This window comes from Herpetosiphon gulosus, assembly GCF_039545135.1.
In the GTDB taxonomy this organism is placed as follows: Bacteria; Chloroflexota; Chloroflexia; order Chloroflexales; family Herpetosiphonaceae; genus Herpetosiphon; species Herpetosiphon gulosus.
On record NZ_BAABRU010000041.1, the window covers coordinates 1 to 23359 of the forward strand.

Annotated in this window: 13 protein-coding genes and 1 pseudogene; 8 read left to right on the forward strand and 6 right to left on the reverse strand. The window is 47.4% G+C overall.

The features are described 5' to 3' along the window. Positions 1-145: 145 nt before the first annotated feature. Positions 146-1627, forward strand: a pseudogene (locus ABEB26_RS25140) (transposase); the annotation flags it as partial. A gap of 245 nt (positions 1628-1872) precedes the next feature. Here the strand turns inward: ABEB26_RS25140 and ABEB26_RS25145 are convergent. Continuing rightward, a protein-coding gene (locus ABEB26_RS25145) for an IS3 family transposase (RefSeq protein ID WP_345724845.1) occupies positions 1873-3302 on the reverse strand; the annotation gives its coding sequence in 2 pieces (ribosomal slippage) (positions 1873-2942 and positions 2942-3302; 1431 coding nt in all). 79 nt (positions 3303-3381) lie between these two features. Between ABEB26_RS25145 and ABEB26_RS25150 the strand changes: the two genes are divergently transcribed. Continuing rightward, complete coding sequence (locus ABEB26_RS25150) at positions 3382-5115, forward strand: ATP-dependent nuclease (protein ID WP_345724857.1); 1734 nt, start codon at positions 3382-3384, stop codon at positions 5113-5115. Next, complete coding sequence (locus ABEB26_RS25155) at positions 5112-6911, forward strand: ATP-dependent helicase (RefSeq protein WP_345724846.1); 1800 nt, start codon at positions 5112-5114, stop codon at positions 6909-6911. The genes ABEB26_RS25150 and ABEB26_RS25155 overlap by 4 nt, the downstream gene beginning before the upstream one ends. A 29-nt stretch (positions 6912-6940) precedes the next feature. Here the strand turns inward: ABEB26_RS25155 and ABEB26_RS25160 are convergent, their stop codons facing one another. Further along, complete coding sequence (locus ABEB26_RS25160; RefSeq protein WP_345724847.1) at positions 6941-9568, reverse strand: ATP-binding protein; 2628 nt, start codon at positions 9566-9568, stop codon at positions 6941-6943. A 501-nt stretch (positions 9569-10069) separates the two neighbouring features. Next, entirely contained in the window at positions 10070-10936 is an 867-nt protein-coding gene (locus ABEB26_RS25165) for a hypothetical protein (protein ID WP_345724848.1), read from the reverse strand. Positions 10937-11049: 113 nt separating this feature from the next. On the opposite strand from ABEB26_RS25165, the gene ABEB26_RS25170 reads away from it, so the two are divergent. Then, a complete protein-coding gene (locus ABEB26_RS25170; protein WP_345724849.1) occupies positions 11050-12594 on the forward strand; it encodes a hypothetical protein in 1545 nt (514 codons plus the stop codon). Between the two features lie 806 nt (positions 12595-13400). On the opposite strand, the gene ABEB26_RS25175 is transcribed toward ABEB26_RS25170, so the two are convergent. The 3 genes from ABEB26_RS25175 to ABEB26_RS25185 form a co-directional block, all read right to left on the reverse strand. Next, positions 13401-13706 carry a hypothetical protein gene (locus ABEB26_RS25175; protein WP_345724850.1) on the reverse strand — a complete coding sequence of 102 codons (306 nt, stop codon included), beginning with the start codon at positions 13704-13706 and terminating at the stop codon, positions 13401-13403. Further along, entirely contained in the window at positions 13693-14517 is an 825-nt protein-coding gene (locus tag ABEB26_RS25180) for a hypothetical protein (protein WP_345724851.1), read from the reverse strand. The genes ABEB26_RS25175 and ABEB26_RS25180 overlap by 14 nt, the downstream gene beginning before the upstream one ends. A gap of 378 nt (positions 14518-14895) precedes the next feature. After that, positions 14896-15873, reverse strand: coding sequence for an HNH endonuclease signature motif containing protein (locus ABEB26_RS25185; protein ID WP_345724852.1), 978 nt, complete (start codon positions 15871-15873; stop codon positions 14896-14898). Positions 15874-17040: 1167 nt separating this feature from the next. On the opposite strand from ABEB26_RS25185, the gene ABEB26_RS25190 reads away from it, so the two are divergent. The 4 genes from ABEB26_RS25190 (at position 17041) to ABEB26_RS25205 (ending at position 23290) form a co-directional block, all read left to right on the forward strand. Continuing rightward, positions 17041-21084: a UvrD-helicase domain-containing protein gene (locus ABEB26_RS25190; RefSeq protein ID WP_345724853.1), complete on the forward strand. Its 4044-nt coding sequence runs from the start codon at positions 17041-17043 to the stop codon at positions 21082-21084. Between the two features lie 75 nt (positions 21085-21159). Next, on the forward strand, positions 21160-21567 hold the full coding sequence (locus tag ABEB26_RS25195; RefSeq protein ID WP_345724854.1) for a hypothetical protein: 408 nt from the start codon (positions 21160-21162) through the stop codon (positions 21565-21567). Between the two features lie 101 nt (positions 21568-21668). Next, positions 21669-22115 carry a hypothetical protein gene (locus tag ABEB26_RS25200; protein ID WP_345724855.1) on the forward strand — a complete coding sequence of 149 codons (447 nt, stop codon included), beginning with the start codon at positions 21669-21671 and terminating at the stop codon, positions 22113-22115. Positions 22116-22708: 593 nt separating this feature from the next. Then, the gene (locus tag ABEB26_RS25205; protein WP_345724856.1) at positions 22709-23290 is read left to right on the forward strand and encodes an SEC-C metal-binding domain-containing protein; all 582 of its coding nucleotides are present in this window, start codon (positions 22709-22711) and stop codon (positions 23288-23290) included. Positions 23291-23359: the final 69 nt, after the last annotated feature.

Here is a 23359-nt window from a genome sequence, read left to right on the forward strand (position 1 = left end):
CGCCGTTGGGACAGGTGGAATAGGCTGTGGACGTAAGACCATAGGATGCCTCCGCTCCAGATAGCGATGAATTGAGGTCATGATAGAGTGCCCTGTCAATGGACAAGGACTTACCCAACAGCGTCCAGGTGTCGCATTCTTCCTGCAACCCATTACGGAACACCTAGCGACACTCGAACAAGAGTTGGAGGCGCAGATTGTTGCCGTAAACACGCGGATTACCACGGGCGAGAATCCCCATCTGCACGTTAAGGCGAAGGCACGACGCAAACGACCGAATTGGACGCTCCATTATCCAAAAGGAAGTGAGGCCATTAATCATCCCCTGTTTGATTCCTTACGCCAAGTCAATATTGGCAATGTGCTCGACTTTGCGAATCACCACTGCCACGTCGCGCAATCGTTTGACCATATTATCAATCGTCATACGAAACATGCCGTTGATGCCCAAGCCCTGCACGCCTGTTTAATTGCCTGGGGAACCAACATGGGTCTTGGTCGCATGGGCGAGATCTCAGATCTGAGTTATCAGACACTGGCGACCACCTCGGACAATTTTATTCGCCTAGAAACGCTCAAGGCTGCAAATGATCGTGTCTGTAATGCGATCGCGACCTTACCAATCTTTCGTCACTATGACCTCGACGATGTGGTGCATTCGAGTAGCGATGGGCAAAAGTTTGAAACACGCCGACCGACCATCAATGCTCGGCATTCACCCAAATACTTTGGACTCAAAAAGGGTGTGGTTTCCTATTCTCTGGTTGCCAATCATATTCCAGTGAATGCGAAAATTATCGGGGCACATGAGCATGAGAGCCATTTCGTCTTTGATTTGTTGTTTAACAACAGTACGGAGATCCAGCCCGATATCCATTCGACGGATACGCATGGCACGAATCAAGTCAACTTTGCCCTGCTCCATTTGTTTGGTTATCAGTTTGCTCCACGGTATGAGGATCTGCCAGGGCGCGTCAAGACGGGTTTATACGGCTTTCAGCATCCAAACCAGTATGGCGATCTGGTAATCAAGCCTATTCGGAAGTTGAATACCGCCCTGATTATCGACGAGTGGGATAATCTGCTCCGAATTTTTGTCTCGCTTGCGCGGAAAACCACAACCCAAAGCATTATTGTAGGGAAACTAAATGCCTATGCACGTCGCAACAAAACCCGACGCGCACTGTGGGAATACGATAATATTTTGAGTAGCCTCTATATGTTGCGCTACATTGACGTACCAGCATTACGGCAAAATGTACAACGAGCACTCAATCGAGGAGAAAATTATCATCAACTGCGCCGAGCGATTGCGTATGCCAATTTTGGAAAATTACGGTTTAAGAGTGAGGCAGAGCAACAGGTCTGGGGTGAATGCAGTCGGCTACTCACCAACTGTCTTATTTACTACAACACAACGATCCTCTCGCGCCTTTTAGAACAGAAACAATCAATCGGTGATCATGCTGGTGTGACCCTGATTACTCGGATTGCCCCCGTTGCTTGGCAGCACATTAACTTTTATGGACGTTACGAATTCACCCAGGCTGCTGTGCCAATCAATCTCGATGCGATTGTAAGCATGCTTGCTCAGCACCCAATACCCGCAATGAGTGATGCGGCCTGAGAGTATAAGGTCGCACCTTTACTTTAAGGGATGGAAATTCCGTGCCAGCAATAATGAATAGAAGAGAACACGAGCAAATTTAAGTTTGCTTATTCGAATCGTGAGGGAATTTTATGCATATTCAACGTGTTACCATCAAAAACTTCCGAAACTTCCAAAATCTTAATGTTGAGTTTGGAGAACACGGAATGTGTCAAGCACGGTGAAACAGATGACAACGGAGTAAACGGACTATTAAAGAAGGATTATTCACGCAATACTGCCGCGATCGACGGATCAACTGGCCCGACTGGACGGTTAATCCACACGGCTTCCGGCACACGTGGTGGGCGCGGTGTTCCCCGCACAAAACGTTCGGGGTGGGCCGCATAGGCCGTCGCCAGCACCTGCTGCCGCGCCGTCGTCATGGCGGTGGCCTGGCCACGATGCACCACGGCTGGCGGCAGCAAGCCAATCCCACTGTGGCAATGGTCGTGGTTGTACCACTGCACAAACACCCGCATCCACGCCCGCGCATCGATGAGACTGCCAAACCGATCCGGAAAATCAGGCCGATATTTGGTGGTCTTGAACTGCGCTTCCGAGTAGGGATTATCGTTCGAGACATGCGGACGGCTATGGGTTTTGGTCACGCCCAAATCGGCCAATAACTGGGCCACGGGCTTGGCGGTCATGGCACTACCATTGTCGGCATGCAGCGTGAGTTGGTTCGGCTGAATCCCCTCGCGATGATAGGTTTCGGCAATACACTGCTCGGCCAAGGCCGCCGATTCGCGCTCCATCACCATCCAGCCCACAATGCAGCGGCTGAACACATCCAGAATCACATACGCATAGAAGTATGACCAGGTAGTTGGGCCTTTGAACTTGGTGATATCCCAACTCCAGAGCTGGTTTGGCCCCGTGGCCAACAATTCCGGCGCGGCATAGGTCGGGTGGCGCAGTTGGTTGCGGCGTTCACGAACTTCGCGATGGGCGGCCAAAATGCGGTACATCGTGCGCCAATGGCACAGATAGGTTCCCTCGTCGAGCAAGGTCGCGTAGATCTGGCGTGGCGTGCAGTCGGCAAAGCGATCACTGTTGAGCACCGTGCGAACGTGGGCGACCTCATCGGGCGTGAGCGCACGGGCGGGCCGACGACGCGGAGCCGCCGTAGGAGCGGGATGGGCGGTACGATAGACGGCGCTGCGCGGGACACCGAGTGCCCGACAGGCAGCCGCAATGCCCACCGTGGGAGCCAGCTCAGCCACCGCCGTGATTAATCCTGTGCGTCGGTCGGCGGCGCTGGGAGCGTGATCCCCAACAGGGTTGCAAGCTTTTTTTGGACATCAATGATCACCTCGGCTTGGGACAGTTTGGCCTGGAGCCGCTGGTTTTCGCGGCGGAGGCGAGCCAGTTCGGCGGTCTGGCGCTGGGCTTCGGGCGTGGGTGCGGCTTTGCGTTTGGGGGTGAGTGCGGCCAGTTCGCCCTCGGCGCGTTGTCGTCGCCAGCGGGCGAGGTGCGAGGAGTAAATCCCCTCACGGCGCATCAAGGCACCAAGTTCGCCGGGGGCGCAGGCATCGGCAGCGGCCAGAATGCGCAGGCGGTCGCGGGCACTCCAGTGGGTGCGGGCGGCTTTGGGTCGCACTTCGGGGTCATGGGTCGATTGGTCGGGCGTTGATTTTTTGCTGGCCATGAGAACTCCTTCCGGCCCTCGACTTAAGATCATAATCCCAGATCTGTCTCACCCATGTTAGCACAGAGGGCATGCGGTCATTGTCGGTGAAAACAAGATTGGCAAGAGCAATTTCTTATTCGCGCTACGGTTACTGCTTGATTCATCACTTCCAGACACCGCGAGAATGCTCCGTCTTACCGACTTTTGGGAGGGTCTTGGACAGCCACTCCCCGACGATGCTGTTATCCATATTAGTGTTGACCTCGCTAATTTTCAGGATAATGATGATTTAAACGCAATACTCTCCGATTACATAATTAGGACAGATCCATTGCCCTATGTTGCTCGTTTAAATTACGTCTTCCGTAAGATTGCAGGTAGGGATGATGATGAAGCATCGGTTTCACAATACGGATTTCATCTCTATGGGGCTGACGATGAGACGCGCAAAATAGATGTTAGACAAAGACGTTGGATGCCATTTGATCTTTTGCAAGCACTACGTGATGCTGAGAACGACCTCTCGACTTTCCGCCGTTCACCACTCCAGCCCCTCCTAAAACGCGCCTTTGCTCAAATTCCGTCTGATCAACTTACTAGCATTTCTACATCCATTCAAGAGGCTCAGAACAAGTTATCTTACAATGAACATATCAGTGAATTAGAAACACGCATTATTACAAAGCTTACTGCGATGACTGGCCCCATCCATGCGATCGCGACAACCCTGCGTGTTGCTTCTGCACGATCAGATGCACTCATGCGTGCTATTCGGCTCTATATAGATGAAGGAGTTCGTGATATAGGCGAGGCGAGTTTGGGGAGTGCAAACCTCCTCTACATTGCGCTCAAGACATTAGAAATTCAAGAAGCGCTGGACCAACGGGAGAGACATCATTCATTCTTTGCAATTGAAGAGCCAGAAGCCCACCTTCATCCACATCTACAGCGCTTGGCGTATCGACACTTCCTACGATCACGGTATGTTCGAGAAGATTCCGAGATTCAACATTCACAGCAGACCATTCTAATGACGACTCACTCTCCACATATTGTCAGTATTTCACCATTACGCTCCCTTGTTCTGATGAAACGCAATATCAAGGGGGATGCAACCATTGCAGTATCAACCGTAGGGATCGATTGGGATAATAGCGAAGTGGCAGATCTAGAACGGTATCTTGAAGTAACGCGGGGTGAGATCCTTTTTTCAAGAGCTGTCTTGCTTGTGGAAGGTGATGCTGAAGAATATATTATTCCTGTATTGGCACGTTTGCTAGGATATGATCTTGATGAACAGGGTATCTCAGTGTGTTCAATCTCTGGGACGCACTTTGAACCCTACATCAAACTTCTTGGGCCTAGAGCACTTAATATTCCTTTTGCTATTATTACAGATTTTGATCCAGCAAAGGATGATTCAGAGACTTCACGCCACGTAAATGGCCCACAACGAGTACGGAAATTACTGGATATACTATGCCCTGAAAATGATCACACAACATTATCTGAGAAACAGTGTCTCACTAAAGGTCAAGAGAATGGGATTTTCGTTAATGAATACACACTAGAGGTAGATCTATTTCAGGCTGGTGGTCATGATGCTATCTGTAAGACAATTATCGAACTTAGCACCAACGGAGCGGCTCGTAAGCGTGCAGAAGCTTGGCGTACAAATCCATCGATCGTAGATATAGAGTGGTTATTAAAGGATATCACTGGTATTAGCAAAGGCCGCTTTGCTCAAAATCTTTCGAGACGTTTATCGCAAGATAGTTGCCCTGAATATATTAAAAATGCTATTTCGTACCTTGTAGGTAAAGCATTATGAATAGACGACCACAATATTATATAGAAGCCGAAACGCTACGGGCAAATTCGGCTCAATGGGATGCGTATAATTCATACGGACATACGGTTGTGCTTGCGGGACCAGGAAGCGGAAAAACAAAGGTTTTGGTCACCAAAGTAGCACGAATGCTTCATGAGGATGTACATGCTCCACGAGGAATTGCCTGTGTAACATTTAGCAATGAATGCGCCCGTGAACTGGAACGTAGATTTACAGCGCTTGGGTTAACTAATCAAGAAAACCTCTTTATAGGAACTGTACATACATTTTGTTTACAACATATTATCATCCCTTACGCTCGTCTTGCTGGTTTAGCGATTCCAACCCCGATAGCCGTCGCTAAATCAAATGATCGTCGTGCTGCTTTAGGAGAAGCATTGGCATCCATTGGACGAAAGCAAAATCCTGAGAACTTCTTGGACGACTTTAAGTCTATGCGGCGTCTTTATCTAGGTCCAGAACGAGAGAATAATAGGTTATCGGAAGACGATATCCGAATCATCCAGGCTTATGAAGAGGCACTACGGCGACGCGGACTCATCGATTTTGACGATATGATTATTTTAGGACTACAGCTTATTGATAGGCATGTATGGGTTCGTAATCTCCTCTTCTCACGCTTTCCCATCCTAGTGATCGATGAGTATCAAGACTTAGGGGTTGCGCTCCATTTGATCGTTGAGCGCCTTTGTTTCGAAGCAGGGATGCGACTCTTTGCTGTCGGCGATTGGGATCAATCGATCTATGGCTTTATGGGAGCACAGCCTGATCTGCTAGAACAACTATCGAATCGACCAGATGTGAAACGCATCCAACTCAGTCTAAACTATCGCTGTAGTACAAAGATTGTAGAGGCATCTCAGGTTGCCCTCGCCGAACCCCGTAACTATCGTACTCCTGAAAATGCTGAAGAAGGGGTTATCCACTTTTACCAGTTAGGTTCAAATGCGATTGAACAAGCAAGGGGAATTTGTGCACAGATCATCCCTGAAGTCTTGCAATATCGACTAGGCCGGAAGCTTGGAGACATTGCAATTCTTTATCCTAACGTCAAGTATGGCGATGCAATGGCACAGGCAGCAACGGCTGCTGGGTATGCCTATACACGTCTTGATCCTCGTTCCACCTATCGAAAAACACGCCTTACACGTTGGATAGAGCAGTGTGCCATATGGTGCAGCGGTGGGTGGAAAATTGCTCAGCCACGGTTGAACGGCCTCATGTACAAATGGATGGGATGGAATACACGCATTAATAGCCATACTCAACAGGTAACGTTGCAACGACAGCTATCAACCTTTCTCTGGAATCACCGTGATCCTGAGGAAAAGTTGACAGACTGGTTAAATGACTTAATTTTCCGATGCCTTCGTCCTATGTTCCAACGACAACCTGAACTCGCTGAAGATAGAGATGCACTTGTCCAACTCTTCAACGCCTGTAAGCCTGAAAAACCGTTTGCGAATTTCACAGTTGGCCAATTTGCTAGTCAATATGGCGCACCCGATCACTTAAATCTTATTACCCTCCATAGTGCTAAGGGCTGCGAGTTTGATAGCGTAATCATGATGGGGATTGATAAAGGGGTACTCCCTAATTGGCGTATAAAATCTGTTGAAGGAAAACAGGAGGCTCGGAGATTGTTCTACGTTGGGATAACCCGAGCGAAGCACGATATACACTTAATATGTTGTGACGGGGGTACAAACCAACAAGGATATCAAACTGGACCATCTGAATTAATCATTGAATTGTTCGAGAAGCTTGAAAAATGAGTCATGGTAGCACACCCTAGAAATCTATTTTACCTTTTTGAGGGATTAAGCAAAAATCCCCTAGTTTTGATAGAAATAGCCTGTTTTATTAATAATTTTGCGCGATATGTATTCCATATTATGTTAATAGCCTTTGCAATATTACAAAGTGCATCTATCTTATTATTTTCATTAATTATATTATTTGTAATAGAAATAGCTTGTTTTATTAATGATTTTGCGCGATATGTATTCCCTGTTATTTTAATAGCTTTTGCTATATTACAAAGTGCATAAACTTTATTATTATCGGTAATTGTACGTGTGATTTTCATTGATTTATTTAATAAAGTTTTTGAGTAATTAATTTGATTTTTAGTAGAAATTTTTGCAATATTACAAAGGCTATTAATACACATCCATTCTATATCAATAGTCATAGCAATATTAATGGATTTTTCAATATCTTTGAGAGCAACGATATCTACAAGAATAGACTTAATATGATTTTGTGTCCATTTGTCATGAATAGAATTAATAATAGTTATAGCCTGTTCAAAATCTCCCCTCATGGCTAGAGATTTAGCAAGTTGGCCTAGTAAATCAGCTGTTTTAATATAATTCTTTAATAAAAGACGTTGTAATCGTGAAAATATTATTCGGTAATGGTAGTCATCGCAATAACCAATCATCTTTATCCAGAGTCCTATTTTTCGTTCTTGGCTGGAGGCTAATTCAATCCGTTCTAATGCCTCGTGCGTGCGACCCGCCATTGCTAAAAATTCAAACGCCTCATCCGGCCATTGATCAACGCGACTCGTTAAGCTCGTCCGTAACAGGCTATACTTCCACAGTCGTGGCAAGTTCTGAATATGTTCCTCAATTGATTGTCCCGCCTTAATTGCACTCTCACGACCGCGATCCAAATCCAGTGCGTATAAACGGGTACTCGGATCAAAGCGCGTTTTGTGTTCGCCATAGTCGCCCGTATCCAAAACCTGCCACAGCACCGTCCAGTTTTCTGCTAGTGCAAGATGGGTGATATAGTGATACCGCGCATAGACCCGCCGTGCCTGCTCGATGGGGTCACGATCATCAGTCCAAATCGCATCCACATCCGTCGCACACCAGTCGGCCAGCCGTTGATGCCAGCGTTTGACTTCACGCTGATTGAATACTGACGCAGCGAGATAATCGCGAAACATCAGGTGATGGAGGGCAACCTGTTGATCGATCCCTTGACTGACCAAACCACCTAAGACCCACACCGCATCCTGCATGGTGTCATGGTCTTGTTTAAGCAAATCGCCCAGCATATCCAGTCGCAATGGTTCTTGGGCGACCAGCAAGAGCGCCAGCATGGGCTTCCAGACCGAATCCCACTTGGAGTGAGGCAAGCGTTTAATCCGCCCTAGCGTAATCCCAAACAAATTCTGTGGATTCTGCTCAACCTGCCGAATCAAGCTCGTTGCATCGCCGACCGACGCACCCTGCATGGTATCAGCAGCCAAATGCACAAACAGCGCATTCCCCTTCAGCGCGGTATAGAGGTCATGCAAGAGGCCATCCGCCACGCCAGGCTGGACTGATCGCCACAGTGCTAAGGCATCTCCTTCACTCAGCGGTGGCAAGGCATAATCCACCCGATGCAGAATCTCCAGCGGTTTCAAGGTCTCATCCGGTCGCGAGCCAAGCACGATCACGATGCCTGGCGGCGGTTGCGGCGGCAAGAAGGATAAATCGCGCGAACCATCAATCTCCGGTTGGAGTTGATCAAGCCCATCCAAATAGATCGTTTCCGCGATGCCTTGTTTCGAGAGTTCATCCAGAATCCGCGCAAATTCGCCTTTCATCGCCGGATAGCTTTCTTCGGGGAAATAGGAAACCGTCAGCCCATGCTTGAGAATCAATTGAGCCACGACCGCCCGCAACAAGCCCAATTGATACTCGCGTCCAGTGGTGAGCGCAATAAAGTGGTGGGGTGTTGCCGCAATCCCTGCCTCGTGAATCAACTTGGCAATACTACTGCTCTTGCCTTCGCCTGCCGCTGCCTTAATGAGGACATAGCCCCCCGTGGAGCGCATGGTTTCAATATGCTCGCGGATCGCCGCCAGTTCGGTGACGCGACCGACGAAGCCCTGAAGGCGCAGATTCAAGAGCCGATCACTCTCGATTTGTTGGGCGGCATGCTGAATCCGCGCCAGTGTTTTTTCGTGCTCATGGGTTCTAAGGGCACTGGCCAAGAGCGCATCAAAGCGGGCATCAGGAATCGGAATCGTGACCGTGACTTGCACGAGATTGCCGCCTACCTGATTGCCAATCGCCAAGTTCGCCTGGTGCGCCTGCGTATCGCCGTCCATCGTGATCGTGACCGGAGCGCCATTGAGGGTGGCGGGTCGCTGGGCGAGGGCGTGCTGAATTGCGGTGGCGACGGCTGCGGGGTCGTAGGTTGGCAGTTTGTCTTGGAACGCGGCAATCAACGCGGCCACGGGATCGGGGGATGGTGGCGTTGATATGGGAAATCGAGCAAGCAAACGGTGAAGGGCATCGCGCTCAAAGGGCGTGAGGGTTCCCTGTTCAATTGCCTCCATGCCCCGCGTGATCCGCTCGTGGTAGGCATGGGCGGCAGGGTTCGTGCGCAGGGCTTCCAAGGCAAGATGCAGATCGAGATCATCCATCGCGCAATCCTTTGAGCTGGCAGGTATCGTGTTCTATCCTAGCAAAGCAATGGTTCCGATGCAAGCAATTGCTCACGGTTTTGTGGCTATGGATGTTGGATATTCTATCCGATGCCCCATACCTTGATGTCATAGGGCGATCACGTAATCAAAAATTGCCACGTCAGCACGCATGGTCGATAGAGAAAACCGGGGGAATCTGCGTTGGCGAGCGCACATACCCTGCATGTCCATTCAGCGAAAAACGGCCCTAGCATTAAATAATCTTAATGGCGTGGCGTTCGGTAGCACGAATCTTGGGCTTGTGATGCATGGTGAAGGCGTTGTTCATCGGTAGATTTGCAAGAATAGGCCAGAAATGATTATGTTCAGTCTGCGGCTTACCGCACGAATGTTGGTTGACGTGGTTAAATTCCAGCATCTTCAAGGATAGTGGAATTAATTACACCTTTCTTATGAGAAGAAAAATGGATAGAAGCAACTGATACATGCAGATAGAATTTACTGGTGCATGTCACTATGCTTGAGGAAAGAGCCAAAACGGAGATGAAATTGACGTTGCATGCTTGACCCCAACCAATGACAGATGTACTGATCAAGGGCTTGAACGCGGTGAAATGGAAGGCATTGGATCAGCGTCTGGGCTTGACTTAATGGAATAGTGCATAAAAATCGAGCAATCCCGCGCAGATTATGCAGGGGGAGTATCGGTGCTGTCAAATACGCGAGTAATGGCGCTGAATCTTCGAGGAGTAAGAGATCGCATGGCAAGGTCTCATAAGGGGGGAAATCTTCCCAGTTTCCTGTCCCTGCACCAAACCAGCAAAACAATTCGCTAAAATAAGCGCTTGGGTGGGGATACGCAGTTTTGAGCAGTGTCTGCATCTGCTGCCTGTTCGATTGCGAATAGCGCACCACGAGAGGGCGTTGCTCACGAAGGCATGGTGGAACGGAATGCCACCAGCGATCAAAGAGAGCGCCTTGCGAACTTACCACCCATCCTGTTTCCATTTCGGCCTCCCATCCTTGCGTTTCTCGCCACGCATCAAGACCGACACGATCACAGAGCCATGCGTCAGAATTCCAGCGTGAGCAGCGGAGTGAGCCGCTTGCGTCGATGCTGAACGTAGCAAGCAGCGTATTTTTTGCGTGACACGCAAGCGCATAGTCGCCAAGACTGAGAACCGCAAAGCCTGGTTGAGATGGTTCATGAATGCGGATTACCCAAGACAGGCTGGCGATCTGGGAGCGATCAGTACACCAGCGATGGGGGGTTTGGTGTGATGGATGCGGATAGAAGGCAATGGCGGTCGTCTGAGCAAAAACGGTATCCATAGATGCCTGTGATGGTCTACGTCCATAGGCCATAAGATTCCTCGTCATGCTAGGTCATTCTCTCAATTATGATGTGGTCATCATGGATAGAGACAATTTAGTAAATCGGGACTACATCACTACCATAAACGATAGGAGCTATAGTTATGGGCCATACTATCCTTGTATTTGGCAATATTCGCTCCGGGCGACATAGTTTGATTGAGACCTTATCATGGGTCGATCCAAGACGGATTAAGGTTGGCATACGATCCTATGACGAACATAACCTTACGCATCGAAGCATGCGTATCGATACGCATCATATCACGTTTCTCCTTGCAACGACGTATGATACTGAAGCCCAAGGGACAACATTAAACCATATGCTCACGTATCCCTGCGATGGGGTCATCTATTGTATCGAGCCGATTCATACCCTGCAACAATGGCTCATGGTTCCATTTGCTAGTCAAATCCTCCAATTACGTGATACACTCAATGCCTTTGCGCGAGCAAAGCGTGATATGCGGACTATCCCATGGCTGTGGGTGCTCACGAAGCAAGATTTGGCAACGGTTAATGGCCTTGCACCGATGATTCAAAAAATCGATACTGTCGGTTTCTCACGCCAAATCGCTTGCTCGACTACGAGTCCTATAAGTCTTCGTCCCATTGTGGAATGGCTCCAGCAACGAATTGCTCTATGCCATGACCCTGCCTGTGGTTCTGCGCTCCTTGCAGAATCCGAGAACCAGACGCTTGGAACCGTTACGGATGCAACGTGGTCTGATCATGAGATTCTTATGGCAAAACTGCCATCTGAGTGGTTAATTAAACGGTCGCCCACATCCGATGCCCCTGAATTCCCATTCTCCTTGTTTGTATCGGGATCGGATCTCGGTCAACGATTGATGGCTGAACCTCCCCAATGCGAGCCACTAAGGTTCGTTCTGCATTCTATCGAACAGATCGAGTCGCATAGCCAGTCAATCGATCACCAGCATAACCCGGTGCTTCATCATGGACCACCAATCATGATCGATGTTATAACCGTAGCGATTCCAATGCGCATATTCCAAGCAATCCAAGCAGCGCAATCGGTCGGTCACATTATGTTGATGGTGATTGTTCGGATGACCCAAGCCGTCTTCTTTATCAGTCTCACCGATTATCTTGCCAAGTGTATCCTCCCGTATCATCAGGGTCAGCTTCCTGCTCTCAATGAGCTGGCAATTCATATTCCAATTACCAATACATTGAACCCAACGAATGGGTCGTTTGATCAACTCCGCTGGTATGCCCAACGACCACGTTTAGTGGCTGCATGTCAACACTGGCAGGAACAATGGCGTATATTAACGCAGTTACGTGACACGGCATTACTGAACCAAGCACGCGTTTTTGCCGAGCAAAATTCCATTGCCTTGGAGATGATGGGTAAAACGCTCTGGAAACCATTGACGCAACTTTCTACTGACTTTGCACGAATTGCCCATGATGCGATTCCTGCTACGGCGATTGATGACTCACCACCTCCTGATAATGCCCGTGATTCTATTTGGGAATCGCCGTGGACGACGTATCCTGTTTGTTGGGCTGACGCCAATCGGTACGCATTTGTGATGCGCTGCTGGCGGCATGCAAAGGAGTTGGCTTTTACCTACGAAAGGGTTTGTCGCCAATGGTTTTTACCAACTATTTTTGGCTAGGCGAAGAAAATAGGTGTTGCAGGGGTTCTATGAGCGAGTGTTGATAGTAAAGGAGGGTTGGGCCATGAACATCCGGATAGGGCGTTGAGTATGAACGAGCTAACCAAAAAGCAAGGGTGGAATGAAGCAGTGCAGCGGCTGTATGAATAGGCACTAGCAATTTATGAGGCGATGTTGGCCGCAGTATATGGAGAGCGCAAAGAAGTCGGGGTCATGTGAACCGCCATGGTGCATAACAGCACACGGCGGTGTAGACCAGCCGAATGGTTGAGCGTTGGGAACTGAACCACCCGTAGCGGGAGCCATCAGTCCTTGCGACCGCTGCCCCCGAGTTTTTAGTGCTCCCCCCCATGCAAAAAGAATTTTTGGTGATGCATACCTTACAATTGGATATGCGCTGAAACAGCCAGTAGCCCATCTAGATCCTCTATTTACATATGGGGAACGTATGGAGGATTATTTAGTCAAAATGGGTCGAGGGATTAAATTAGTTACCGATACCACAAAGGAATTTCCAGGCCATGTTTGGCTTACTCTTCCAAGCCTAGAAATACTTGATCTAACATTATATACATCGATAAGCAAGAACAGAAATGATCCAAGCCTTCGGGGTTTAGATATTAGGAGCCACCCTAGTTCATTTGTAGAGGGATTAGCATTTCACCCTCTCATATTAGGAGACGATTTCCTCAGGAAAGTAATTGATGGATAAAACTACTGCAAGATCGATATATACGTGCATCAACTATTCAGGTTTATGCACCTACAAGCTAGGTATAAGTTCAATCTAGGGTTGCTTCATAAGGCTACTCATGCAAAAAGCGAGGACTGACATAGCGATCATGTGCCAACAGCGCCAGCATGGGAAGTTCGTCAGGAAGCTGGGGGAAGATTGGGCGCAGATGTACCAGTGGTCGTTGGCCAGCGGTCGGCTGGCAGCGGCGTGCCGCAATACTCACATCAAGATAGGCTAAGAGCGCATTTTTGTCAGCAAAGGTGTTCAGGCCGTGACTATACAGCATCATGACCGCCACCGCTAAAACAAGTCCGGCCTCGACAATGGACGATTCGGTAATCCGCGTTCCTTGATGTACATAGCTATGGCCGTGCATGGAAGACATCCTTAACCCGTAAGCGTGTGGCCCAGGACGATCCGAGCAGCGCATCGATGCGTTGCTCGATCGTACTAAATCCCGTACCTTGGTTCGTATAGGAAAGCAGCACCTCAAGAGCGGTGACGGCACCGATTAACTGGGTTGAGCGCGTTGGGCTGTTAAATGCTTCAGCTAGCCGAATACTCGCTTGCGTTAAGGCATTGCGAAACGATCGCGGAATCGCGTTGACGGGATTAATCGCGCTGGCCACCAACCCATACCACCATGGATTGCGCAGCCACTGCCGCAGCTCGCGACGGGTCCACACGATCTGCTCGTGCCCAGGAATGGTACGAGCCGCATCCATGCCATTCATTGAATGGACCCACCCGCCGTGCTCGCGCCCGAAAATACTCAAGAATTGGAAGCGGGAATACGATTGCTCTAACAACCCAATGGTTGTTCCGTCAGCACGTTGGGCAAAGATCATAACCGCTAGCGCAGCAATGAGTTGTTCTGCCCGTTCCTTCGCCTGCATAATGAGCGCATCATACACCGCATCATCGTCGATCACGGCGAGCGACGCACGCCGACATACGGCAAGGTAGGTGTCACCGCGCATGGGTTTGTTTGGCAATAATGTGATGATGTCGTGCATGGCGAAAAGTGCATTTTTCCTCCCTACGGTGCGAAGGTGCTGCGCCGAAAGAAACGTCGCATCACCAAAGAGCGGTTTATCCAAATCATGCGTTCGGTTGGCCAACGTGAGACCACGCACAGGAAATATGACCCACCAAGTACGATGCTCTTCTGTTTCTGTTGTATCCATGTGATTCCTCGACATACCGGAGAACATCTTCAGGTAGTCTACCAAAATACCCCTTTTTTGAATACAGCAGGGTTTCCCTTCTCGGTAATCTGAGACACTTTCTTTAAAATAAGGTTTTCAGCGTTATAAGCAGCCCTGCATGTGGATGCCCAAGGCCGAGGATGATATTAAGACCGTTGTTAATACTAACGATTCGTGGCTTTTTGGGCCATTTGGTATATCTTGATAAAAAAGAATTTATGAACATTTATGGAACAGGCGAATGTGGACTTGAACACGATTTTAATGCAGGAAATCTTAATCAGCGACGGAGAATAAGTGCCAATAAGGAATTGGCACTTATTTTATCTCGTTACGTCTCTCGATCATCTCTGCTCGTCAACTTTGAAATTGATAGGTATTAGCCTCAATTTCCTCCTCTAATTTTTCTGGTAGTAGTGTCTTTTCTTCCTCAGTGTATTCATACAGAACGGTTTCGTTGTCATATGGGAGCAAAAACTTTCCCTCTATAGCAAAGAATGCAGGATTTATTTCACGTCGAACAACGTCTGCCAGCCAATTTACTGACTTAACCATTTCAATAAAAAAGAAGTGATAACTCTTAATCCATGCATCAAATTTGTCCTCAAGGAAGAAAAGACGCTGTTCGTAAGATTCATCACTACCGTAGAATGGTGGGAAATAATCTGGGGATTTATAGAACTTAATCCCACAAAGGAGATCACCACGCTCTCTCTCTGCATGTTGTTGAAATACGTACATCATTTCGCTCATAGTGATTGAGAGTGTTTTCAATGCTCGCTCTAGCTCAGGAATCGTGCCAGGCCAGATAGCCCCAAACACCTTTTCTCGGAAATATTGCGCTTTTGCTGGCGTATCCTTATGCCAACGGGGCGGTGTCATAAGTGCAGGATAAATCCACCCTCTCCACGTTTCCAAAGGACAGACAAGCTGGGCGGTGTCAATGAGGCTCGCATAAATACTTTCCTGAGACAGCCTTCTTGCGTCGGTCGTCCTAGCGAGAGATTCCTGTACCCAAAGCTCATGAGCATCTTTTATAATGTGCAGACGGTCAACTGGATAATCACTTTCATTGTTGTCGATCAGGGTATGATGGGTTGGACAGAGAAGAATTAGATTGAAATAGGAATTGCGTTCAGTAAGGGTAAGAACGCTATTGCCCCTCGCTGCACTTTCTTTCTCACCAACAATATGTGCTTGTTCACCGAGCGTAAACGATGCTGATGCAGCTATGGCATCTTGGGATAGCTCTATTCGGCAATCAGGAAACGCACAGCGGTTAGCTGCTCGTCCCCAAAGGAGTTTAATATCTTTTTGGGAAATGGTACTACTCATATTTATTCTCCAACACATCCTCCGATGAAGAGCACGGAGCATGTATGACCATGGTATCATCGATAGCGCTTTGCAACGTGTTCTTCAAATATGTCTCGTAACGAAAATGGCTCAGCACGCTGTGGTCGCTCATCTTCTTGGAAAAAATATAACATTGAACGCGAACGCATTAATGCCACATAGCGCAAATTAACTTCTTGTTCAAACTCTCATTCCTCCTGGTTCGGCCATACGAATGGCAGCATATCAGGTTTTAGAATAAATACCCGATCGCTTTCAAGTCCTTTTGCTCGATGAGGTATCGGTGTATGATTTTGGGACTGGTATACGGTAGGATTAAAAAGTGGTAAAAATAGCCTCAAAAAGCGCTTCTCTATCCGATAGGAGCTCTTCTGTCGTGAGTTTTTTGGGGTTTTATTGCTACGGAACTGCCCAAGAACGGCGTGCACTCGTCAATTTCGGTTGAAACCCACAACAGAAGGGTGATTTCTGTCGTGGGTTTGTATTCATTTTGAGCGTTTGAACAACAAAAATTAAAAATATTAATCCTGGCATCTATTTTACCCAAAATCGTACACTGATTCCCATCAAGCATTCCCTTGTGCAGCAGACGAGTAATGCCTTGATCGTAGCCGATGGGGGGCAGATCATCAAGAGCGTGCATGAATACTAATGTATAGCATTCTATCGTGCTATTTCGTGGATGGATCGTTTCATCATATGAAGATTATGTTGGACATCGTAAAAAAATCGTCAAATAGCTTTTGGATGCCATCATGCGTTTTAATCGTTTGTTGTCTGTCCATTAATGTTCCTCACAAAATACCAACTGTGTGATCGACCTTAGCACGAGATATACAAATAATCGAGATATACAGCTAACAAAAAAACAGCCATGGTGGTAGGATGAGGCAGGATAGTAATACTACTATAGGAAAATATGTCATTTTGTCAAACCTATCAATTGTTAGGATATCAACCTGTCGTTGAAGCAATCAGATAGCAGAGAAAAAAGAATGCATTACGAGCTATTGGTCTGCAAAATTGTAGAGCAAGCTATTCTTGGCGACCGTGCTTCTTCCTTTTAACTATGAAGAGTAGGAACGTGACCCGTTCCGTTGCGTTGCCGCCTACCCGGTCATGGGTTCTATCAGGAGTTTGTCGTCTATGGCCAAACTTTATCCTCCAGCTTGGATTGAAGATCGCCCGCTTCGGAGTGCTGAAAAACGCTTCTATCAAGCCTTTCGTGGACTGTCAGATGCGTGGACTATTATCCATGATAAAGGTTGGATAGAGGGTCGGGCTCCCAAGAGTCATCCTTACTGGCAAGCCGACTTTCTGATTCTTCATCCTTCCTATGGTCTATTCTTATTGGGTATCAAGGGGGGGGAACTATTTATTGAGCAGAATGTCTGGAAAGTAAGGACGTATCAGGGCGACGTATTCACTGTAGGCCGTGGGCGTAATCCCCTTGAGGTGGATTATGATTGTATTCGTACTTTACACCGGACGCTGAGCAAGCAATTAAAGGGACTGCCGAATGCCTTCGGAAATATCCTCGGTACGCCTGGATCAGAATTCCCTTCTAATAGGTTCTTCCTTGGGATTGAACGCGGACGCATTATCGACCAACGAGATCTCTTAAGTATTGAGAAAGCCCTAGAACGAAGTGTGCAATTTTGGGCCTCTCAACCAGGATTTCCAACAGGCGCTCCTGGATGGTTCCAACCATGGATCGATAAGCTCTTGCCCGTGTTGGCACCAACGGCGGTCTTTGCTTCGAGCATCGGAACGGCACTGCAACTCGAGCGGCAACAAATGCTCCAGTTGACCGAGGAGCAGTCGAAAATTTGGATGGAATCATTTTCTGCAACAAGCCATTTTGCGGTTCGTGGATGTGCTGGCTCAGGAAAGACCATCCTTGCTGAAATGCTTGCCCGTCGTTGGGCAAGGCTTGAGTCTCGAAAGAAGGTTTTACTCTGTTGTTATAACCGCCCGTTGGCCAACTGGCTCCAGCGGAATTTGGCTGATCAATCATCGGTGATTCGTGTTGCAACGATATATGACCTATGGCAAGAATCCTTTGGTCGCCTAGGCTATCCATTTGATGAGTCTCGATCAATTGATCCTGATGCTGTGCGTCAAGCACAACACGTCGTGGCAAATGATGATCACTACCACGCTATTATTGTTGATGAAGCGCAAGATTTTCAGCAAGGGTGGTGGCAAGCACTAGAATTAAGGTTGGCCCCCAAGGGCCGGTTGGCCATCTTCTATGACGATAATCAGCGGGTCTATCGAGACCGCTTTTATCCCACTGATCTTCAGACCTATCGGCTCTCGGTTAATCTTCGTACAACAAAACGGATTCATCAAGCGATCAATTTCTATTATCGCGGTGCCGAGGGAAGGCCTGAAGTCTTAATGAACGCACCAGAAGGTGAGTATCCATCACAAGTCATTTGGTCAACGGAGCGTGAAGCCACTACGATGGTCGGTCAAATTATTACCGATCTCTTGGATCAGCATGTTCCACATGATGAGATTGCCATCATCACACCAACGGAACCTCAACTTAATCGCCTGAAAGCGGAACTTCAAGAGATTGAATGGAGCGAGCCAGATCAACCCGCAGTCGCTGGACGCATTGTGGCAAGTACGATCCGCCGATTCAAGGGACTCGAACGCGGTGTGATCATTGTTGCGGCACTTGATCGAGCAAGCCTGCCAACCGCAGCTCTTGATGAACTGCTGTACGTTGCCTTCTCGCGTGCAAAGAATCGACTGATCCTTGCGGTGAATGTCGAACTCAAAGATGAAAAACTGTTCCCCTCTTCATTGAACGAAATAGCACTTCGGCCACGTGCAGAAATTCTGACAATGCTGACCGATGAACAACAGAAAGCAGTATTAGCGCCCCTTGGCGTTACCCTTATTCGCGCTGGGGCAGGATCGGGCAAGACGCGAGTCCTTGCTAATCGCATCGCATACTTTATTGATACCCATTCGGTTGATCCTACCTCGATTGTCGCAGTCACATTTACCAAAAAAGCGGCCCAAGAGCTCCGCCGACGTGTTAATGAATTGACGCATGATCAAGATCGAAGTCCACTTGTGAATACATTTCATAGTCTCGCTATTGAAATCTTGCGGAATGGTATTGCCAGTATCCCAGGGAAAGTATTTCATGGCCGCACAGCGCGTTTCGCTATTATTTCCGACCGTGAAGATATTCTTGGTCGAGTGCTCTTCCACGAGTCTACAGCAAAGGTTGCACTCTTTTCAGCATGGATAGAAGAGCAGAAGCGCGAAGGGAAAATATTAAACCAGATCCGTTCTCGTAGTACAGATATCCAAGAAAAAAAGAAAGCATGGAAGGCGTACGAGGCCTATCTTAAAGCGCATAATTTGATGGATTTCGATGATGTTATTAATGAGGCTGGCTTCCTCTTACAGGAGCACCCAGCAATTCGAAAACAAGTACTTGAGCGATGGCATCATTTCCTTATTGATGAATTTCAAGATACCAATCCACCTCAGTTTGATTTGGTGCGATTGTTAATAGACCCGTTCCCTGATCAACGAGAAGAACCCATTCGGTCCCTCACGGTGGTTGGTGATGCGCAACAGGCTATCTATAGTTGGCGTGGCGCGGATTATCGGATTTTTCGTGACATTAAAAACTATTATCCTAACGCGGAGGAATACACTTTAACCATTAATCACCGGAGTGATCCGCCAGTAGTCTTTATGGCTGATGCGATTGCGCGTGAGGATGTTTTGGGTGTTCCGCCACTCCAACTCCAAGCACGCTCAAGCAATCGCGATGTGCTAATTGATGTTATTCATGCAAAATCACTCGTGGATGAAGCTGAAGAAATCGCGAAGTATATTCTGGCAGCCCATACCACCTATGATGTGCAATGGAATGAGATTGCCATTCTCATGCGCTCGCCCAATAGCCGTGAAGGGCGTATGACGCTGATTGCGCTTCAGAAGGCTTTTGTCCTTAAACGAATTCCATGCCGGTCACATGGAGTAACACCATTTCATCGACATCCAATTATTGAATCGCTCACGAGGCTCCTGTGTGTGCTTGCAAATCCTGATGATGATTATCATCTTGAACAATGGTTATCGTGTCGCTTATTCCAACAAGTCACGCGCAAGAGAATTGCCAATATCAAGAAGAAACAAGGACAAAAGGGTTCAAAGACGCTTTGGGGGTATCTCTGGCCACCGACCGAACGAGAATCAGTGTTGAATATCCGTTTCATTATAGCGCGTCAACTCGGCGGAATTAAGAGTATTGGACCAAAGATAGTAGAGCGACTGATCGATGCGGTTGAAATTCTTGTGAAGTTTCTTCCCCTCCGTGAAAATCTGCAATCGCAGGCACCACGCACAATTTTCGATACCTTACTCCAGATCGCAGGAGAACTCGATATTGTACAACGTTTGGCCAAAACGATTCCTGAACAGGCACCTGAGGATCAAGAAAATGGCGAAGGTGCACTGAGTGTGTGGCGTGATTTCATGACGGAGGCACTAGAAAAAACATCTGATCTGATCGAGGCTGCACAAACCGTCTTTTTCCAAGGTGTTGACTATCACGATACGGAACAATCCTCACCTCAGCAAGAACAAGCCGTGCAAATTTTAAGTATCCACTCCTCGAAGGGACGGGAATATGATATGGTGTTTGTCGTTGGATTCGAAGATGGAATCTTTCCCTCAGCGAAAGCAGATACCACAGAGAAGCAATTGGAAGAAGCACGCGTCTGTTATGTGGCACTCACGCGGGCCCGCCACCATCTTATTTTATCGATCGTGTATCAATCACGGCTCATGGGTGCTCGGGATACACAAACACTTGAGATGATCGAGGGTGGCACGACCGCAATATCGCGATTTTTTACCTACTTACGTGATCCGTTGGACACCCTGCAGCAAGAACAATCAACGCGTCGGAGCATCTTTCCAGTCCAAGCCATCACCATCATGTTGCGAAGGAATGATGACGTATGCCTTGAACGATTAATGGTGCGTGTCCAGGAATTTCCTGGCACAATCCCAGTCTATGTCGAAGGGGTCATTGACAACCAATATCTGAAAAGACCCGTGGGAAAGGTGATGGTTCGTAACGAACGGGATGTCTATGATTGGCTTGGTGATGATGATTGGGATATCGTATGCGATGTTAACGGATAACACTTGGCCTAGATACCGAGTAGAGAAACACAACTCTTATACTACAGGCGTACTTAGCGTTGAGGTACAATTCTTATGCCAAGCCCTCTTTTTTTCGAGGTGAGCCGCCAAACGTATACGCAAGTTACTGGTCTTTTTGATTTCCTATGGCCAACTGCTGCGGCTATGTGGAATTTACGATGGCAGGTAGATAGTTTCTTGAGAAGTTATCCAAATGCGACTAATCATGAGCTAGAGAATAGATTTGTTTTAGGCAGTGGGATTCATGGATCAAATCTTCGTAGAGCCTGCATTACGCATACATGGGATGAGCAACAACATGAATTTGCTAAATTTTTGCTTATTAATATCTTTGCAATCTATGAATCATGGATAAAAGCGGTTCTTGAAGAATTAGGGAGCTTTACCAAAACGAATGAGAAGAGTCTTCAATTCCCACTGCGGTTGATACGCATGGGAAGCAGACTGGCGTTTGGAGAGTGATCAATAGTGTTACAAAGCCCGAGTCGGATTTCTTGAAACCAACGTTCTACCATTTGCTGCTCTTACATGATAAGAACTCACTGACAAACTTAGATGATCTTATGCGATGCTATCGTTATTTTAAAGAGTGCCGGAATTGTTTAGCCCATAAGGGTGGTATTGCAGATGATAAAACCGAGGATGCTTACAAAGAATTTCTTGTGGTAGCTACAACGACGAACTTAGGAGTTAAGGAAGTACCCGTGCATGAGCCAATTATCAAAGGACAACCTATTAAGGTGGAGCTTCGTGGTATCACAGGATTTTGTGAGATCATATTGAAAATATTAACCACTCTTGATGCTGAATTTGCCCGATCAGAAAAAGCAGAAAAGGAATTTCTAAGGAGGTGGAAAAACGCTCATGTATCGCCTATTTTCTTGACAAGGAGAAATATATACCAGCGCGAAAACAAAATTAGAGGGCTTGTTAGGAAATTACAACTGCCAGAGCCAACAACAGTAAGCGACCTTGAAACTTGGTTATTATCCAAAAGGCTTATCTTCTAGGGCGTGACGCGATAACACAACTATTTGTCTGTAAATTGGTGCAACTCAGCGGAAATATGAATCGCATTTTGTACCATCAAATAGCACAAAATAGAGCGAGACTAGCCACGCAATTGAACAGTTTTGGAGTGGATACACCAAACCATGCACACACTGTGTGGAAATCTTACCCACAATATGATCCATCATGCATCAACTATGATGCATACACTGATACTATGTCGCCAGCCTCCACGCATGCATGGTTGGGTGAAATGGGTGAACCCTGATCTCAACCTGTGTCTATAATGGATAGGTCGAAGATGCTCAAACAGCAAGAATATTATCGTGCAAGCCTCACACTGCTCCGCATTCGCCTAATTACCCAGCCCTCACTCACAGCACTCCCATACATAATTTGCAATCAACGGGACGTTGCACCGAGAATATTCCAAGCCTGGAGGGTTGTGGCTAAGTGTGAATATGAAATCTCAACATCGTCAGACTCGTAATCAATCTGGACAACCTAAGGTTGTCCGATCTGCCTATAAACTCTTTGATTGGATTGATAATCATTGCTAGGCATAGCGACTGATTTATAACAGGTATGAGATATGGGAAATAAGAAGCATCGGAACAATAAATCGATAGGACGGAATGATCCTTGTTGGTGCGGTTCTCATCAAAAATATAAATATTGTCACTTAAGAAGGGAAGCGCAAGTTGCTCCTACAACTCATGAGATGGTTAAGCACATTAAAAGAGCTCAAGCACAAAAATATTGTCTTCATCCACGGGCTTCCGTTGGTGAGTGTGAAGGCGGAATTATCAATGCTCACACAGTCCAGAAAAATGGCGGCTTAAGCAAAATAGCAGAGAATGGTCATGTATATGCGCTAGACACGGATTTCTTAAATCTTCGAAAAACAAATGGTAGGCTGCAAATGAAGCTGATGGGAATACGGGTAGCTTCAACGTTCACAGGCTTTTGTGGGAAACATGATCAGCAAATCTTTGCGTCCTTTGAACAGGGGGGATTTATTGCCAGCGATAGGCATGCATTTCTTCTTGGGTATCGAGCATTGTGTGAAGAGATATTCGCAAAAAATGTAGCCAGAGACACGGCTACAGTACAGAGGATAATGCAACTATTTTTCTGTAAATTCCCACGGGTTCCTTGGCGAATTGTCGGTTAGGCGTTCTCGTCCATGGTCAGATAGGTTCGTCCGGTTTCCCACTCCTCGCTAACTTCCATCACGAGCGCA